This is a genomic window from Nocardia sp. NPDC004573 (genome assembly GCF_053602135.1).
The window spans coordinates 1-16,420 of record NZ_JBSGDA010000013.1 but is presented as its reverse complement, the minus strand read 5'-3'; the positions used below and the strand labels follow the sequence as shown (position 1 = coordinate 16,420).

Annotated in this window: 17 protein-coding genes and 1 tRNA gene; 14 read left to right on the top strand and 4 right to left on the bottom strand. The window is 67.2% G+C overall.

The features are described 5' to 3' along the window. The first annotated feature begins 175 nt into the window (after positions 1–175). Positions 176–1,426 (top strand): KasA/KasB family beta-ketoacyl-ACP synthase, encoded by a 1,251-nt coding sequence (locus ACWEKR_RS20705; protein ID WP_452355854.1) that lies wholly within the window; start codon positions 176–178, stop codon positions 1,424–1,426. A 108-nt stretch (positions 1,427–1,534) separates the two neighbouring features. Next, complete coding sequence (gene fadD32, locus ACWEKR_RS20700) at positions 1,535–3,463, top strand: long-chain-fatty-acid--AMP ligase FadD32 (RefSeq protein WP_452355853.1); 1,929 nt, start codon at positions 1,535–1,537, stop codon at positions 3,461–3,463. Here the strand turns inward: fadD32 and ACWEKR_RS20695 are convergent. Further along, on the bottom strand, positions 3,460–3,738 hold the full coding sequence (locus ACWEKR_RS20695) for a putative quinol monooxygenase (RefSeq protein WP_195084968.1): 279 nt from the start codon (positions 3,736–3,738) through the stop codon (positions 3,460–3,462). The two genes, fadD32 and ACWEKR_RS20695, sit on opposite strands and share 4 nt — an antisense overlap. 226 nt (positions 3,739–3,964) lie before the next feature. Here ACWEKR_RS20695 and ACWEKR_RS20690 point away from each other — a divergent pair, with 226 nt between their 5' ends. From ACWEKR_RS20690 to ACWEKR_RS20680, 3 genes are read left to right on the top strand one after another with little or no spacing between them, the layout of a single operon-like run. Then, positions 3,965–5,782, top strand: a complete 1,818-nt coding sequence (locus tag ACWEKR_RS20690; RefSeq protein WP_452355852.1) for an ABC transporter ATP-binding protein — start codon at positions 3,965–3,967, stop codon at positions 5,780–5,782. After that, complete coding sequence (locus tag ACWEKR_RS20685) at positions 5,779–7,740, top strand: ABC transporter ATP-binding protein (protein WP_452355851.1); 1,962 nt, start codon at positions 5,779–5,781, stop codon at positions 7,738–7,740. Before ACWEKR_RS20690 ends, ACWEKR_RS20685 begins: the two co-directional genes overlap by 4 nt. A gap of 52 nt (positions 7,741–7,792) precedes the next feature. After that, positions 7,793–8,407 (top strand): putative glycolipid-binding domain-containing protein, encoded by a 615-nt coding sequence (locus ACWEKR_RS20680; protein ID WP_195084967.1) that lies wholly within the window; start codon positions 7,793–7,795, stop codon positions 8,405–8,407. A 55-nt stretch (positions 8,408–8,462) separates the two neighbouring features. On the opposite strand, the gene ACWEKR_RS20675 is transcribed toward ACWEKR_RS20680, so the two are convergent. Further along, entirely contained in the window at positions 8,463–9,413 is a 951-nt protein-coding gene (locus ACWEKR_RS20675; protein WP_452355850.1) for a prephenate dehydrogenase, read from the bottom strand. Positions 9,414–9,471: 58 nt separating this feature from the next. Between ACWEKR_RS20675 and ACWEKR_RS20670 the strand changes: the two genes are divergently transcribed. The 4 genes from ACWEKR_RS20670 to ACWEKR_RS20655 all read left to right on the top strand — a co-directional run bounded on the left by ACWEKR_RS20670 (position 9,472) and on the right by ACWEKR_RS20655 (position 11,177). Next, positions 9,472–10,011, top strand: coding sequence for a tRNA adenosine deaminase-associated protein (locus tag ACWEKR_RS20670; protein ID WP_159844604.1), 540 nt, complete (start codon positions 9,472–9,474; stop codon positions 10,009–10,011). 43 nt (positions 10,012–10,054) lie between these two features. Then, positions 10,055–10,489 (top strand): nucleoside deaminase, encoded by a 435-nt coding sequence (locus ACWEKR_RS20665; RefSeq protein WP_452355972.1) that lies wholly within the window; start codon positions 10,055–10,057, stop codon positions 10,487–10,489. Between the two features lie 56 nt (positions 10,490–10,545). Further along, positions 10,546–10,633, top strand: a tRNA-Ser gene (locus ACWEKR_RS20660). Between the two features lie 88 nt (positions 10,634–10,721). After that, positions 10,722–11,177: a deaminase gene (locus ACWEKR_RS20655; RefSeq protein ID WP_452355849.1), complete on the top strand. Its 456-nt coding sequence runs from the start codon at positions 10,722–10,724 to the stop codon at positions 11,175–11,177. A gap of 79 nt (positions 11,178–11,256) precedes the next feature. On the opposite strand, the gene ACWEKR_RS20650 is transcribed toward ACWEKR_RS20655, so the two are convergent. Further along, entirely contained in the window at positions 11,257–11,727 is a 471-nt protein-coding gene (locus ACWEKR_RS20650; RefSeq protein WP_452355848.1) for an SAM-dependent methyltransferase, read from the bottom strand. A gap of 12 nt (positions 11,728–11,739) precedes the next feature. Then, positions 11,740–13,014 (bottom strand): helix-turn-helix domain-containing protein, encoded by a 1,275-nt coding sequence (locus tag ACWEKR_RS20645; protein WP_452355847.1) that lies wholly within the window; start codon positions 13,012–13,014, stop codon positions 11,740–11,742. Positions 13,015–13,333: 319 nt separating this feature from the next. Between ACWEKR_RS20645 and ACWEKR_RS20640 the strand changes: the two genes are divergently transcribed. The 5 genes from ACWEKR_RS20640 to ACWEKR_RS20620 all read left to right on the top strand — a co-directional run. Next, complete coding sequence (locus ACWEKR_RS20640) at positions 13,334–13,735, top strand: DNA-directed RNA polymerase subunit beta (protein WP_452355846.1); 402 nt, start codon at positions 13,334–13,336, stop codon at positions 13,733–13,735. 255 nt (positions 13,736–13,990) lie between these two features. Beyond that, positions 13,991–14,200, top strand: a complete 210-nt coding sequence (locus tag ACWEKR_RS20635) for a hypothetical protein (RefSeq protein ID WP_452355845.1) — start codon at positions 13,991–13,993, stop codon at positions 14,198–14,200. Positions 14,201–14,270: 70 nt separating this feature from the next. Next, positions 14,271–14,798 (top strand): hypothetical protein, encoded by a 528-nt coding sequence (locus tag ACWEKR_RS20630; RefSeq protein ID WP_452355844.1) that lies wholly within the window; start codon positions 14,271–14,273, stop codon positions 14,796–14,798. 75 nt (positions 14,799–14,873) lie between these two features. Beyond that, complete coding sequence (locus ACWEKR_RS20625; RefSeq protein WP_452355843.1) at positions 14,874–15,968, top strand: hypothetical protein; 1,095 nt, start codon at positions 14,874–14,876, stop codon at positions 15,966–15,968. A gap of 94 nt (positions 15,969–16,062) precedes the next feature. After that, positions 16,063–16,420 (top strand): deaminase (locus ACWEKR_RS20620; protein WP_452355842.1); only part of this gene is annotated, 358 nt, incomplete at its 3' end.

The window sequence follows — 16,420 nt, the reverse complement described above, 5'->3', positions numbered from 1 at the left end:
ATCGGTGCGCTTTTCCAATAATGCACAAGGGTGGTCGCACACGGACGTGATGACCGGCCGTTCCGCCTGCGCTCCAGTGCCATCAGTGCGGGCCGCCCACGATCCTGGTGGCGCGCTCGCGCATTGCTTTTGCTCGACGAAGTTCCAGAGCGACGCTAGGGAAAGTGAGCGAAACATGCAGATGCCTTCCACGAAAAACGGACGATTTCCCTCCGTGGTGGTCACAAGCCTCGCGGCGACCACGTCTCTCGCGGGTGACGTGGATTCCACGTGGAAGGGCTTGCTCAACGGCGACAGCGGTATCGACGTCCTGGACGACGATTTCATCGACGATTTCGAGCTGCCGGTCCGCATCGGCGGGCATCTGAAAGTTCCGCCCACGGCGTATCTGGATGCGGCGGAGTCCCGCAGGCTCGCCTATGTCGAGCAGTTGGCCGTCGTGCTCGGGCGTGAGGTCTGGCGCAACGCGGGCAGCCCCGAGGTGGACAAGCACCGTCTGGCGGTGTCCATCGGCACCGGGCTCGGAGGCGCGGAAGCGATGATCCACGCTCGGGACAAGCTGCACAACGGCGGCTACCGCAAGGTGTCGCCGTACACCGTCCAGGCCGTGATGCCGAACGGCGCAGCGGCCTGCGTCGCCTTGGAACTCGGCGCCAAGGCCGGGGTGACGACGCCGGTGTCGGCCTGCTCCTCCGGGGCGGAGGCGATCGCCAACGCGTGGCGGACGATCGTCATGGGCGATGCCGACATGGTGGTCACCGGCGGGGTGGAGGGCTCCATCCAGGCGCTGGCGATCGCGGCGTTCTCCATGATGCGCGCGATGAGCACCCGCAACGACACGCCGAAGAGCGCCTCGCGCCCGTTCGACGCCGACCGCGACGGTTTCGTCTTCGGTGAGGCGGGCGCGCTGCTGGTGCTGGAGACCGAGGAGCACGCGAAAGCGCGCGGCGCGACCATCCATGCCCGGCTGATGGGGGCCGGCATCACTTCGGACGGCTTCCACCTGGTGGCGCCGGACCCGGAGGGCACCGGCGCGGCGCGCGCGATGACGCGGGCGATGCGCACGGCCGGTCTGGCCAAGGCCGACGTCACGCACGTCAACGCACACGCGACCGCCACCCCGATCGGGGACACGGCGGAGGCGCGCGCGATCGGCCAGGCGGTGGGCGCTCACGCGTCCGTCTACGCGCCCAAATCGGCCCTCGGTCATTCCATCGGCGCGGTCGGCGCGCTCGAATCCGTGCTGACCGTGCTCACCGTGCGCGACGAAATAGTGCCGCCCACGTTGAATCTGGACAATCAGGACCCGGAAATCGATCTCGACGTGGTGCACGGCAGCCCCCGGCCCGGCCGGATCGATTACGCCCTGAACAACTCGTTCGGATTCGGCGGCCACAACGTCGCGCTCGCTTTCGGCCGGTACTGACCGTCAGGTGGCCGGGACACCTGCTAGCCTTCCCGACGCTTCGTTATCGACCTGTGTTCGGTGTCATTGCACGGCCCGAGTGTCTGTGCGCTGGAAAAGGATAAGGCGATGATCGACGAAACCTTCGACGACTACCTGGACGATCAGGGCAATATCAGAATTCGGGGGGACAAGACCCTGATCGACTTCGTCGACAAGCACAGCAGGGAGAACGGCGACGACCTCGCCTACCGCTTCATCGACTACTCGCGGGAAAGGGACGGCGAATACCTGGAACTCACCTGGCGGCAATTCGGTGTGCGTCTGCGCGCGGTGGCGGCGCGGCTGCAACAGGTCACGCAGCCGGGCGACCGGGTGGCGATCCTCGCCCCGCAAGGGCTCGACTACGTGGTCGCGCTGTTCGCCGCCGTGTACGCGGGCAATATCGCCGTTCCGCTGTTCGATCCGGAGGAACAGGGTCACACCGACCGCTTGCACGCGGTGCTCGGTGACTGCACGCCCGCCGCGATCCTCACGGTCGGTTCCGCCGCGAGCGGCGTGCGGAAATTCTTCCGGCACCTGCCGCCGCCGCAGCGTCCGCGCATCATCGCGGTGGAGGCGATTCCGGACGGTGTCGGCGCCTCGTGGGTGCGTCCGGACATCAACATCGACAGCGTCGCCTACCTGCAGTACACCTCGGGCTCCACCCGGACGCCCGCGGGTGTGGAGATCACCCACCGCGCGGTCGGCACCAACCTGCTGCAGATGATCGACGCCATCGGCGTCACCGAGAATTCGCGGGGCGTCACCTGGCTCCCGCTGTTCCACGACATGGGTCTGCTGGCCGTGATCCTGCCGACCGTCGGCGGCGGGTTCATCACCATCATGTCGCCGAGCGCCTTCGTACGCCGCCCGTACCGCTGGATAAAGGAACTGGCCGCCGCCTCCGACGGCGCCGGGACTTTCGCGGCCGCGCCCAATTTCGCGTTCGAGCACGCCGCGGCGCGTGGCAAGCCGAAACCGGGCGAGGAATTGGATCTGTCCAATGTGATCGGATTGATCAACGGCAGCGAGCCGGTGTCGGTGTCGTCGATGAAGAAGTTCAACGAGGCGTTCGTGCCGTACGGGTTGCCGGAGACGGCGATCAAGCCCTGCTACGGAATGGCCGAGGCGACAGTGTTCGTTTCCGCTACCCGGGCGCAGGACAAGGCGAAGGTCGTCCACGTCGACCGGACCGAGTTGAACGCCGGGCGGATGGTCGAGGTCGCCGCGGATGCCGACAACGCCATCGCCCAGGTGTCCTGCGGATACGTCGCGCGGTCGCAGTGGGCGGTGATCGTCGATCCCGAACACGGCACCGAGCGAAGTGATGGCGAGGTCGGGGAAATCTGGCTGCACGGCGAGAACATGGGCATCGGATACTGGGGCCGCCCGGAGGAGACCGAGGCCACCTTTCGCGCCGAATTGGCCGAGCGGCTGCCCGAGGGCAGTCACGCGGAGGGCACGCCGCCGGACGCCAACTGGATGCGTACCGGCGATTTCGGGGCCTACCTCGACGGCGAGTTGTACATCACCGGCCGGGTCAAGGACTTGGTCATCATCGACGGGCGCAACCACTATCCGCAGGACCTGGAGTTCTCGGCCCAGGAATCCAGTACGGCGCTGCGTCCCGGATTCGTCGCGGCGTTCTCGGTGCCGGCCAACGAACTACCCGCACTGGTCTTCGAACGGGGCAGCCGCTCCGGCCTGACCCTCGACGCCGAGGACGCCTCGGAGCAGTTGGTCATCGTCGCCGAGCGCAATACCGGTGGCGGCAAGGTCGAGTCGGAGTCGGTGGCCGACACGGTGCGCGCCGCGATCGCGCAGCGGCACGGCGTCATGGTCCGGGATGTGCTGCTGGTGCCCGCGGGTTCGATTCCGCGCACGTCCAGCGGCAAGATCGCCCGCCGCGCCTGTCGGGCGGCCTACCTGGAAGGCACGCTGCGCGGCGGCCACCAGCAGCAGGCGTTCCCGGACGCGCCGCAGGAGTGGGAGTCCGAGACCGCGGTCGTCGGCTAGAGCCGGGTCTCGGTCTCGTACTCGAATTCCCGGACGTCGGCGCCCATGATCTGGGCGTCGAGGTCGCCCGAGGTGCCCGTGCCGCGGAAGCGTTCCACCGCGGCACGGGTCGCCCAGCGCTCGTAGACGTTCACCCGATCGGGTTCGATCAGGTCCGCGCCGAGGCTGAAGTCCAGGCAGCCTTCGGCGGCGCGGGCCAGCGCGACGACTTCCCGGCAGCTGTCGAGGTAGCGGTCGCGATCGGTGACCCGTAGATATCCGGCGACGATCAGCATGGGGGGATCTTAGATCCGCACCGCTTGACCTCGAGTTCGCTCGAGGTTGTCGACTTGGCGAATGAGCGTGGAACCCGTCGTCGCGACGAGCGCGGATGTCCGGCGGCGGCCGGAAAATCGGTTGGTCGAAGCATGTTCCGGTGCGACTCTGGAATGTCGGACCCCGCTGCGAACATCACCGTGGGTCCCGTTCTCCGCCGCCAGTCACATACCTCGAGGGGGAGTCTTGTCTGTCGCACTGGACGTTTCGCCGGCCGAACCGGAGGCCGACAGAGCAGAGCGGCCCGCCGCCACGGGCCGCCTGCATTCGCTGCGCCGATTCTGGCCGTACCTGCGTCCGCACATCGGGATGCTGCTCGCCGCCAGCGGCCTCGCGCTGCTGTCCGGCCTGACGGCCGTCGTCATTCCGCTGATGATCGCCCGGATCATCGATGGCCCGGTCGCCCACCGCGATCTCGGGGGCGCGCTGTGGCCGGTGGCCGCGGTGCTGGCGCTGGGCCTGCTGGAAGCCGGTGGCGTGTGGGGACGCCGCTGGCTGATCGCAGCGCCCGCGACCCGATTCGAGATCACGTTGCGGGCCAAGATCTTCCGGAAGCTGCAGGCGCTGTCGATCGGCAGGCACGACGCGTGGGAGTCGGGTCAGCTGCTCTCGCGGGCGATCGACGACCTGGCCACCATGCGCCGGTTCGTCTCGTTCGCGGGGCCGTTCCTGCTCATCCACGGTGTGATCATTCCGGTCGGTCTGCTCGTGCTGATCGCGCTGAGCCCGCAGATCGGCGCCATCTTCGCGGTGATCTCGATTCCGCTGGTCATCGGCTGCATCCGGTTCGAGCGCCGGTACGCGGTGGCCTCCCGACGTTCCCAGGACCAGTCCGGTGACCTGGCGACCACCGCCGAGGAGTCCGCGCAGGGCGTACGGGTGCTCAAGGCGTTCGGACGGGGCGCCTTCTTCGGACGCCGGTTCACCGCCCAGGCGCAGGAGCTGCGGCAGACCGAGTTGCTGAAGGCGCGCCTCGACGCGACATTGTGGTCGAGCATGGTGAGCCTGCCGCAGCTGGCCATCGCGTTCGCGCTCGGCTACGGCGGGTACGCGGTGGCGCACGGCACGATGACGCTCGGCACCTTGATCGCGGGCATCACGCTGGCGACTTTCCTGCAGTGGCCGATCATCTGGACCGGCTTCTTGCTCGCCGAGTTGAACGACGCGCGCACCGCGGCCGACCGGTACTGGGAGATCATCGACACCCCCGTCGACATCACCGACCCGGCCGATCCGGTGGCCCTGCCCGAGCGCATCCGCGGCGAACTGCGTTTGGACGCGGTGCGATTCGCCTTCCCCGACGCCGGAAAAGATGTGCTGCGGGAGGTGTCGCTGCGGGTTCGTCCCGGCGAGACCGTGGCGCTGGTCGGCGCGACGGGAAGCGGTAAGACAGCACTGCTGAACTTGATTCCGCGCTTGTACGACGTGTCCGGCGGCGCGATCACCATCGATGGCATCGATACCGCGACGATGCGCGTCGCCGACCTGCGGTCGCTGGTCTCGGTGGCGTTCGAGGACCCGGTGTTGTTCTCCGCGAGCGTGCGGGAGAACGTCGCGCTCGGCGACCCGGCCGCCACGGACGCCGATGTGCGCCGGGCTCTCGAGGTCGCGCAGGCCACCGAGTTCGTCGACGATCTGCCTTGGGGCTTGGACACCAGGATCGGCGAACAGGGCCTGAGCCTGTCCGGTGGCCAGCGGCAGCGACTCGCGCTGGCCCGCGCGGTGCTCACCGGCGCGGGCGGTGGCGAGGGCAGCCGGATCATGGTGCTCGACGACCCGCTGTCCGCGCTCGACGTGGAGACCGAGGAGCGGGTGCAGGCCCGTCTGCGCACCGTGCTGGCCGACGCGACGACGCTGCTGGTCGCGCATCGTCCGTCCACGGCGGCGCTGGCCGACCGGGTGGCGGTGCTCGCCGACGGCCGGATCGTCGCGGAGGGAACCCACGACCAATTGCTGCGTACCAGCAGAAGCTACCGCGAACTGATGGGAGGTGAGCAGCTGTGAGCATCACGACCACCGAAACGAAAGGCGAGGCGCCGGAGGCACTTCCGGAGCCAGGGGAACAGGCGGCCGACTGGCGGGGCATCGCGGGCGAGGACAAGGAGGTCACCGAGACCGGGAATCTGGTGCTGGCCGGACGCTCCCGGCGGCTACTGCTCGACCTGGTCAAGCCCTACCGCAAGCTCACCGCGCTCGCGCTGGTGCTCATCGTGCTGGACAACGTCGCCAAGGTGTCGGCGCCGCTGTTCGTCGCGCACGGTCTGGACACGGGCATCGCGCGCGGTGTCGAGGGGAACTGGGCGCCGCTGGCGTGGACCGTGGCGGGTTACCTCGGCTCGGTCCTGATCAGCGTGATCAGTACGTACTCCTTCCTGCGGGTGTCCGGCAAACTGAGCCAGAGCGTGCTGTTCGACCTGCGCGTCCGCGCGTTCGCGCACACACAGCGGCTCAGCGTCGCCTTCCACGAGAAGTACACCTCGGGCAAGGTGGTGGCGCGGCTCACCGGCGACATCGAGACGCTGCAGGAGCTGCTGGAGAGCGCGCTCAACCAGGCGCTGAGCGCGATCTTGTCGGTGGTCACCATCGCCGCGCTGCTGATCTACCTGGATCAGGCGCTCGCCGCGATCGTGCTGACCGGATTCGTACCGCTGGTGCTGGTCACCCGCTGGGCGCAGCGCAGGCAGCGTGCGGGCTACCGGCGTACGCGCGCCGCGATCGCCAAGGTGGTCGTGCAGTTCGTCGAGTCGATGGGCGGCATGCGGGCGGTGCAGGCGTTCCGCCGGGAGCAGCGCAACGAGTCGGTGCTGGCGATCGAGGACGCGGAATACCGCCGGGCGACCACCACGGCCATGCGCGGCATGGGTGACTACGCGGGTTTGACCAAACTGCTCGGCAACCTGACCACCGTCATCATCATCGTGGTCGGCGCCTGGCGGGTGATCGAGGGCGATCTCGCGGTCGGCGTGCTCGCTGCCTACTTGCTGTACCTCAACGAGTTCTACGGGCCGCTGGACGAACTGGCGCAAGTGTTCAACGCCTACCAATCCGCGGCGGCCGCGCTGGAGAAGATCTCCGGCGTGCTGGAGGAGGAGCCGTCGGTGCCCGAGCCGGCGCGGCCGGTGGCGCTGGCCAAGGCGTCCGGCGCGGTGCGGATGGAGAAGGTGTGGTTCGGCTACTCGAGCACGCCCGCCGCGGACGCCGACCGTGCGCCGACGCCGGCAGCTGATGCCCCGGCAGGGGCGTCCACCGAACCGGACAAACCCGATCGCCGGACGCGACCGGTGCTGCCGGAGTTCACCCTGGACATCCCGGCGGGGCAGGTGATCGCGCTGGTCGGTGCGACCGGCGCGGGCAAGTCGACGCTGGCCAAACTGCTGACGCGGTTCTACGACCCGTCCGGCGGCGCCGTCACCCTGGACGGCATCGACCTGCGCGACCTCTCCGACGTCGACCTGCGCCGCAATGTGGTGATGGTCACCCAGGAGTCGTACCTGTTCTCCGGGTCGGTGGCCGACAACATCCGTTTGGGCAGGCCCGAGGCCACCGACGCCGAGGTGTTCGCGGCGGCGCGCGCCGTCGGTCTGTACGACTTCGTGCGGGCGCTGCCCGAGGGCTTCGCCACCGACGTGCGCAAGCGCGGCGGGAGGCTCTCGGCGGGGCAGCGGCAGCTGGTCGCGTTCGCGCGGGTGTTCTTGGCCGATCCCGCCGTGATCGTGCTGGACGAGGCCACGTCGAGCCTCGACATACCGAGCGAACGGCTGGTGCAGCGGGCGCTGGAGACCGTGCTGCGCGGGCGTACGGCGGTGATCATCGCGCACCGGCTGTCGACGGTGGCCATCGCGCACCGGGTACTGGTGCTCGAGTCCGGCCGGATCGTCGAGGACGGCACACCGGATGCCCTGATCGCGGGGACCGGGAGGTTCGCAGGCCTGCACGCGGCATGGCGGGAGTCGCTGGTGTGATGAGCGGCGGTTGTTGTACGGGCCGGGGCCGGGTGTCGCTTACGGTAGATACGTGACGACCCCAGCCTCCGACCCCGAGAGCGCCGCCGCGAGCCCGCAGGAATCCCGGTGGCCGGCGATCCTCACCTGGCGCGCCCACGACGCGACGCGCATGGAGTCGGTGCGGGTGCAACTCAACGGCAACCGCATCCGCGCCGCCGGGCGCATGATCGGCGGCGCGAGCGCCGACCACCCCGCGTTCAGCGCGTCGTACGACCTGGTCACCGACGAGAACGGCGTGACGAAGCGGTTGTCGGTGCGCACCACGACGGCCGCCGGTGAGCGGCATGCCTCGATCGCCCGCGACGAGGAGGACTACTGGCTCGTCGACGCCGGCGGCAACCATGTGCGCTCCACCTTCGCCGGGGCGCTGGACGTGGACGTGGTGCTCAGCCCGTTCTTCAACACCTTGCCGATCCGCCGCTACGACCTGCAGCACGCGGTCGAGGACAGGCAGGTCCCGGTGGTGTACGTGCGTCTGCCCGATCTCCTCGTCCAAGAGGCCACGCTGATCTACAGCAGCGCCGCCGACGGCATCAGCGTGCTGTCGCCGGTGTCCAGCGCGACCGTCACGGTGGACGCCGACGGATTCGTGCTGGACTACCCGGGCCTGGCCGAACGCATCTGAGAGCAGCGGCCGGGCCGGCTCCGGCGGGTCGGGCGAGTGGACGGTTCTCGCACGGTCAGTCCAGCCGGGTGATGACCCCGCCGCGCTCGCCTGCCGCCCGCAGGTCTGCCAGCCAGTCGTGGTCGCCGGGCCGGATGCCGGTGATCTCCCAGCGCCGCGCGGACTCGTAGCGCCGGCGCGCGTCGTGCCCGGCTTCGACCAGATCCGCGAGGGATCGCTTGTCGCGCAGGTTGTCGCGCGCCGCGCCGAGCACGGTGAGTGCGTCGTCCAGAGCTTCCAGTAGCGCCGCTGAATTCGGTTCACAGATCGCGCGAACCAGATCGGGCGCGGTACCGGCGACGCGGGTGCCGTCTCGGAACGACCCGGCCGCGAGCCCCAGCGCGAGATCGCCTCCGGCGGCGCCCACCAGAGCCAGTGCCTCGGCGAGCACATGCGGCAGGTGGGAGACGCGGGCTACGGCGCGATCGTGTTCCGCGGCCACCACCGGTACCACCACCGAGCCACAGTCCAGCGCCAGCCGCACCACGCGGGCCCACGGGTCGGCTCGCGTGCCCTGGTCGACGCCGACCGCCCACACCGCGTCGCGGAACAAATCCGGATCCGTGGCCGCCCAGCCTGATTCGGACGTACCGGCCATCGGATGGCCGCCGACGTACCGCTGGGCGAGACCGTGCTCGCGCACGGCCGCCGCGACCGGCCCCTTCACGCTCACCACATCCGTGATGGCGCATTCCGGCGCGTAGCCCGCGATCGCCGAGAGCATGTGGTCCACCGCGGGCATCGGCACCGCGACGACGATCAGCGCATCGGTCGCGGCCGCGCGGCGCAAGGCGGCGGGCAGGTCTTCGGTGACGTCGAAACCGTCGGCGCGCGCGGCCCGCGCGCCCGCCGCCGACCGGTTGTAGCCCCAGCCGTCGTAGTCCGCGGCGACGGCTGCGCGTAATAGCGACCCACCGATCAAACCGGTCCCGAGGACGCATACCGGAGCTTTCTTCGCCGAAGTCACCGGAACAGATTCGCATACGACTTCAACATTTCCCCTCGAGCCGACTACCGTTGCGGCCATGGCAGCACAGCGCTCGGGCACGAACAGGGCGGCGTCGGACGATTACGACGACGTGGAAGGGTTCGCAGTGGCGGTTGTCCGCGAAGAAGGCAAATGGCGGTGCAGTCCGCTGAGCCGGGACGCCCTCACCGATTTGTCCGCCGCGGAGAGTGAGCTGAAAGCTTTGCGCAGCTCCGGAGCGGTGTTCGGGTTGCTCGACGTCGACGACGAGTTCTTCATCGTGCTCCGGCCCGCGCCGAGCGGAACCCGGATGCTCGTCTCGGACGCCACGGCGGCGATCGATTACGACATCGCCGCGGACGTCCTGGAGGCCCTCAACGTGGAAATCCCCGATATCGATCCGGACGAACTGGACGACGTGGAGCCATGGGAAGAGGGTGACCTGGGCGTGCTCGCCGATCTGGGCCTGCCCGAACCGGTGCTGAGCGTCATCCTCGCCGAGACCGACCTCTATCCGGACGAGCAGCTCGGCATGATCGCCCAGCGCCTCGGCTTCGCCGGAGAATTCGCCGCGGTACTGGACAAGCTGCCGCGCTGACGTGGGCGTTCTCCCGGACGACCCGATCCCGTCGGACGCCGACATGGTGCGCGCCGCCATCGGAGCCGCCGCGGCCGCCGGAACTGGTGACGTGCCGGTCGGCGCGGTGGTATTCGACTCCGCCGGAAAGGAACTCGCGCGGGCCGCGAACGCCCGCGAGGCGCTCGGCGATCCGACCGCGCACGCGGAGATCCTGGCGCTGCGCCGGGCCGCCGCGGTCCACGGCGACGGCTGGCGGCTGGAGGGCGCCACCCTCGCCGTCACGCTGGAGCCGTGCACCATGTGCGCGGGCGCGCTGGTGCTCGCGCGGGTCGGCCGCCTGGTCTTCGGCGCCTGGGAGCCGAAGACGGGCGCCGTCGGGTCGCTGTGGGATGTGGTGCGCGACCGTCGTCTCAATCACCGGCCTCAGGTGCGCGGCGGCGTGCTCGCAGACGAGTGCGCGGCGCTGCTCGACGACTTCTTCCGCACCCAGCGCTGAGCCGCAGGTCAGCAGGCGATTTAGTGATCCGGCGACGGTCCGGTATGGTTGTCGGCGGTGGCGTGTCCGAGCGGCCTAAGGAGCACGCCTCGAAAGCGTGTGAGGGGTAACCCCCCTCCGAGGGTTCAAATCCCTCCGCCACCGCTTCAGCCCCTCATCTGTTCGCGCAGGTGAGGGGCTTTTTCGATCGGTCGAAGGACGAGTGCGTCAGCTGCCGAAGGAGGGCGATACGGTGACCGAGCCCGACCATCGCTATTGGATGAACCGGGCCATCGAGTTGGCGCGTCTGTGCCCGGTGGCCGAGGGCGCGTTCTCGGTGGGTGCGGTGATCGTCGCCGACGGTGTGGCGATCGCGACCGGTTACTCCCGTGAATCGGACCCGAAGGACCATGCCGAGGAAGCCGCGCTGGGCAAGCTGGACGCGGCGGATCCGCGGCTGGGGCGGGCCACGCTGTACAGCACGCTGGAACCCTGCTCGGAACGTGGGACGAAGGGCCGGTTGCCGTGCACGGATCGGGTCCTGCGGGCCGGTATCCCGGTGGTGGTCATCGCGTGGCGCGAGCCGTCGACGTTCGTGGTGAACTGTGTGGGCGTGGAGAGGTTGCGGCAGGCCGGGGTCACGGTGGTGGAGCTTCCGGAACTGGCCGAGGCGGCGATGTCGATGAATCGCCACCTCGACCTGTCCTGAGCGGGCTCAGTCGTAATCCCAGTACTGCAACCAGCGCACCGACGCGAACACATGTTCTTCCGAGCGCTTTGCCTACGCCCTAGAAGTAGTTTTTGAGCATTTCCGTGGACCACGCAGCTTGCCGGACTTCTCCGCGAGGGCCGAACTCCGCGAACCAGGGTTTGATGTCCAGCACGGGGGTGCCGTCGACAGCGTCGAGTTCGGCGACATGGAGATCCAGGCCGTCCACTCGGAGCAGTCGACAGCGCGAGACGCCGAGCCAGTTGATGCGCCGCATGTTCCTGTGTCCAAAGATGCCGACCTCCGGCCATTCCGGATTGTCGCGTGCGCTGCGCGCACCGAAGTGCAGGTCCGTCGGGTCGGTGAGGTGGAACCGGAACACGATCTCCAGGTGGCTGAACTCCTCCAACCCCTGCACCGACTCGTCGGTGAACCGGGGATCGTCGACGCGAATGATCGCCTCGGTGCCGCCCCAGTGATCATCGGTTGGTTCACGTCGGCCACCTACGACGTGGGCGACCGGCACTACCTCGAACACTTCGTCAGCCATATGTCCTCTGTCCTACTTCTGGTGTGCTGCTAGATACTCGGCTGCTTGGTCGGCGGTCTCGCGGACACCGGGAATGGGCTGGCCGCGGTACGGTGCCAGCGTCGAGCGTATGTCGCGGGCCACGTTCCGGGTGCGCCCGGACTGCACCCCGCCCATCGCGTCGAGTGCTGAACGCCATGTCGCGCAGGCCTGCTCGATTTCGCCGGTGCGGGCCTGCACCGTGCCGAGATAGCCAAGAGTCACCGCGTGGGTTCGTGTGAACGCGGTGGCCTTGCGTTTACGGACGCTGAGCTGGAATTGGTCAGCGGCTCCTGCGAGGTTGCCCGCGTCCCGTAGCGCGCACGCGGTTTCGTGGGCAAGGCTGGCTTCGGAGAAGAAGAACACCCGAGTGGGTTCGCGATCCGAGTCGGAGACTGCCGCGAGATCTTGTTCGGCCTGGAGGAGCGCTTTCGCTGACTCGGCTGGTCGACCTGCCGCGCTCAATGCTTTCGCGTATACGACCTTCAGCAGTGCGCGCTCGCGGGGGCAGGCCGACCGGTAGCGAGCGCCGCTGATGGATGCTTCGGCCAGCTGTAGGGCCTGTTCGGGGTGTCCCAGGTCGACAGCCTGGTGGGCCATGGCGCGCATAACGTGCCCGGTCAGCGGCGCGTCTTCCGCCTCGGCGGCGAGCTGGGTCGATGTGGCGAAGTAGCGTTGTGCGGCTGCGTGCTCGTCGTTGTCGAACGCCATCCAACCGACGAGGTACGCCATTTCCGCCGCTGCGGAGAACATTTGGCGACGCGCGGTCTCGCTGGCGAAGGACCCCTTCAAATAGCCGGTTACCTCGTTGGTCAGATATTGGACGACGGCTGTGCGTCCATGCCCGCCGCCGAGTCGCTGATCTATCTGGGAGAACACGAGCATCACGTCTCGTACTGCGGCTACGTCGGCTTCCCCCACGTAGCGCACTCGGGATTCTTTACGCGGAAGGATGGCCGCGTGGTCGAGCGAGCCGGGCAGCAGGACGGATGCGCTGAGTGCGGTGGAGTATCCGACACGTAGGAAAGAGCGCCGTTCCACATCAGCCTTTCCGAGGGTGAGCAAGGCCGCTACGGGGTCTTGGATGCGACCGAAATGCTTCTCGTAGCACGCTATGACATCGGGCGTCGGTGTGCGTTCTCCGGTCTCGTAGTAGGCAAGCACCGACTTGCTGTAGTGGATCTGAGCAGACAGGGCGGCCAGGGATACTCCAGCGGCTTCGCGGGCCGCTCGCAGCTGCGCACCGACGATAGCGGCGTGACCGTCCATACCGCCGAATCTAGCTGGTCACGGCCCCGCATACGGCTAGTTGTGGATGTGCTGTGGACGCCGATCCTTGTTCCTCGGTGCATGTTCCGTGGTCATCTGAGTATGCGTCCGACAGGGAGTGCGCAACCGCGAGCCCTCTACCGCAGTCCGTTTCCGTCCCGGGTACCGATCAGGGGTTGCCGGGGCCGGGCGCACCTATTCCGACGAGTGTGAGCAGGGGAGCGTCATGCGCCGAGAAGCGTTCGGGGACACACCGATGTCTCGATGCCACTATTACCGCAACGTGTGCGATATACCCGCGAGAGTCGACCCTCCCCACGTGGGCCGGATCGTGGCCCGTTGCGGCTCGGTGTGGGCGATCACCACGCCCGCCGTATTGGGGCACGACGTGAAGGTGTGGATGCAGAACCAGGGTTACAAGTTGGGGCCGATCCTGTCGCATCCACGGTCGAAGCGGTGGACGTTCATCATTCGACCGGACCTGCCGGACGAGGTGCCGTTGTTCGCTGAGATGTTCCGGTTCAACGTGTCCATCCTCCGCGACGGAGGAACGATTGGGTTGCCGAGTCCAGCCGATCGTGGGACCGCGTTTCGCGCGTGGATTGTGCGCCCCGACAGCCATGTACGCCCTTCCGGGTGGCTAATAGTGCGGGCAATACGCGATATCGCGGCTGTGAAGCGGGCGCATCGTCGGCGGGTGCTGGCATATGTCGGACAATGACGAGCCTAAACGGCCTGTCCTGCATCTATTCCAGGGCGGCAAGTCGCGCAGATTCGACGTAAAGGCAGCGTTAGAAAGGCTGAATGCGCGACTGACCTCGCACAGCAACCCGGCACTGCCGTTGATGAGCCGCAACGCTGCGGATAAGGCTCTGAACATGCACGAGGGTTGTGACCCGTTGCAGTGTTCGACTCGGGTCGCGGCGGAGATCGTGATTCGCGAGGACTATCGGTGGTTCCGGGAGCGGGGCTTGCGATGACTTCTCCGCTGCCGAGCGAACCGGACGTGCACCTGTCGGTGTTCCTGCACGGCGCACGGTTCGACTTCGCGGCCTGCCGCACCGCCGCTGTGCTGTTCGTGCAAGAGCATCGGCAACGGCACTACGTCGACGCGGTGAATGTGCTGGCTGATAGTGCTGAGAGTTGGCCCAGATTGCCGTGTGAACGGCTGTATGTCGAGCGATGATGTTCCCTTGCCCGGTGACGGTTCACGCGCGACACTGACCTGTTCGGACCATGACGAGAAGGAGCCAGGCATGGGGAATGACGAGCAGTTGACCATGGATCTGGGGGTGCCTGTCGAGCAGACAGCGTGGGGGAAGTGGGTCGATCCCGACCGGCGCAAGGCGCAAGCGCGGAAGTTCATGAGCCATGCCGGCATAAGCGGTCTCCCTTCGGAGCCGTGGCCGGAAGGCTCGCCGGAGGTCAAACGGCTTGACCCCATTGTGGCCGAACTGTTCCCGACCAGGGCTGCCGCTGCGGCGTCACCCGATGACGCCGACATGGTTGACGCGTTCGTTTGTTTCATCGGCGAGTGCTTCGAAAGATTCGCGGGGGCTAGATTTATCGATGAGGAATGGTTCGGTCGCGAATATTCGTTTTACGACGACGTGAATCCCGCATTGGAGATGGATACGGGCGACGAGGAAGACGTCGAGACCGTATGGGGTTTAATCGGGCGCATGACCGAATACAGCCTCGGGGAGCATGGAGGGATGTTTTCCAAAATGGCTGCCGATATTCGAGAGTACGCATCGCTCCATGAGGGCTATCGCAGACGCTGAACTGTCTTTGAATGCTTCGTAACGGCTACGGTCAAGAATTTCTCGGTATCGCTCCACGCTTCTGGGGGGGATCGGTTGGACGAATACGAAAGAGACCGAGAGCGCTACAAGCCCCACGAGCGCGGAAGAGTATTCGAGAACGGTATCGAAGTATATTTCAAGGACCGTGAGCACGGATACCTCCCCAGCTCCCGCGTATACAAGACTCCGGAAGGTCGGATTCAGTTCGACCATGTCAGGGAGGAACAAGGCAAAACCTTCTCCATCGAGGACAAATCCGGCAGAATCGAAGGACCCAAGGATGAGAAGCAGCTCAAGGTAATACGGGTCCTTCTAGAGACTGGTGTTGTGCAGGAACACACGCTGCGGTCAGTGGAAGGCGAGACGGTCTCGAAAGACTGTCAGATACTTATCAACGGTTTGAAGCAGGACTTCCGCGACAGATTCACCCATCTGGAAATCTCGCGAGCCGAAGCCCGAACAATTTGGGCATTGGGCGTGGATTTGGAGCGAAGTAAACAGCTCGAACTGCCGGAGCGAGGTAAGCAGCTCGAGCTACCAGGTGTAGCAGAGAAAGCGCGAGAGGAGAAAGCGCAGGAGCTACGAAAGCGGCGGGACAAAATTGCGGAGCTGGCGCGGGCGCGTCAGCGAGCCGAGGAGTTCCGGAAAATGCTGAGATTCCGCGACGGTGCTACGCGTGGCCGTACGGAAGCCCCCGAGCGAGTCGAGCGCGAGCGACAAGCGCACGAACAGGCCGAGCTAGCCAGGCGGGCAGGCGAAACACCGAGTGCACGGGTTGAACGGGCGGCTGCCGAACGGGTTGCGCAGGAATTCCCAGTGCGCAACCAGTACCAGGAACGCGAAGCTGTCGACACCGGGCAACAGTCGGCGCGAGAAGGAGCGGAGGCTGCCGGCGTGGAGCGCGCGGCAGCCGAGAACGATCGAGCGGCCGCGTTCAAGGCACGCCAAGCGGCGGAGAAGGAACGCGCGGAAGAGTTGGCGCGGTTGCAGGGGCGAGGGATCCCGCCGGAGGTAATACAGCTTCTAGGACTCGGCCAAGCGCAACCGCCGTCGGCGGCGGTGAAGGAACCTCCGAGCACGTCACCGCAGGCGCAGCGTGGTTACTGGCACAGCCGAGAACGCAGCCGGGGAATCGAGCGCGGCCGGTGAATCGTCTGCGCCAGATCCGCAGCCGTGATGTCAGAGTGTGTGCGGACGCTGCTGGCAGTGTCGAGTGCGTCTGCAGCCGAAGGAGGGCGGTGTGGTGACCGAGCCGGACCATCGCTACTGGATGAACCGGGCGATCGAGTTGGCGCGTCTGTGCCCGGTGGCCGAGGGCGCGTTCTCGGTGGGTGCGGTGATCGTCGCCGACGGTGTGGCGATCGCGACCGGTTACTCCCGTGAATCGGACCCGAAGGAACATGCCGAGGAAGCCGCGCTGGGCAAGCTGGACGCGGCGGATCCGCGGCTGGGGCGGGCCACGCTGTACAGCACGCTGGAACCTTGCTCGGAACGTGGGGCGAAGGACCGGTTGCCGTGCACGGATCGGGTCCTGCGGGCCGGTATCCCGGTGGTGGTCATCGCGTGGCGCGAGCCGTCGACGTTCGTGGTGAACTGTGTGG

Excerpts from the sequence above, each read along its gene's own strand:
- ACWEKR_RS20705 (WP_452355854.1), top strand. The coding sequence starts at position 176 with ATGCAGATGCCTTCCACGAAAAACGGACGATTTCCCTCCGTGGTGGTC.
- fadD32 (WP_452355853.1), top strand. The coding sequence starts at position 1,535 with ATGATCGACGAAACCTTCGACGACTACCTGGACGATCAGGGCAATATC.
- ACWEKR_RS20695 (WP_195084968.1), bottom strand. The coding sequence starts at position 3,738 with ATGCTGATCGTCGCCGGATATCTACGGGTCACCGATCGCGACCGCTAC.
- ACWEKR_RS20670 (WP_159844604.1), top strand. The coding sequence starts at position 9,472 with ATGGCAGCACAGCGCTCGGGCACGAACAGGGCGGCGTCGGACGATTAC.
- ACWEKR_RS20665 (WP_452355972.1), top strand. The coding sequence starts at position 10,055 with ATGGTGCGCGCCGCCATCGGAGCCGCCGCGGCCGCCGGAACTGGTGAC.
- ACWEKR_RS20650 (WP_452355848.1), bottom strand. The coding sequence starts at position 11,727 with ATGGCTGACGAAGTGTTCGAGGTAGTGCCGGTCGCCCACGTCGTAGGT.
- ACWEKR_RS20645 (WP_452355847.1), bottom strand. The coding sequence starts at position 13,014 with ATGGACGGTCACGCCGCTATCGTCGGTGCGCAGCTGCGAGCGGCCCGC.
- ACWEKR_RS20635 (WP_452355845.1), top strand. The coding sequence starts at position 13,991 with ATGACTTCTCCGCTGCCGAGCGAACCGGACGTGCACCTGTCGGTGTTC.
- ACWEKR_RS20630 (WP_452355844.1), top strand. The coding sequence starts at position 14,271 with ATGGGGAATGACGAGCAGTTGACCATGGATCTGGGGGTGCCTGTCGAG.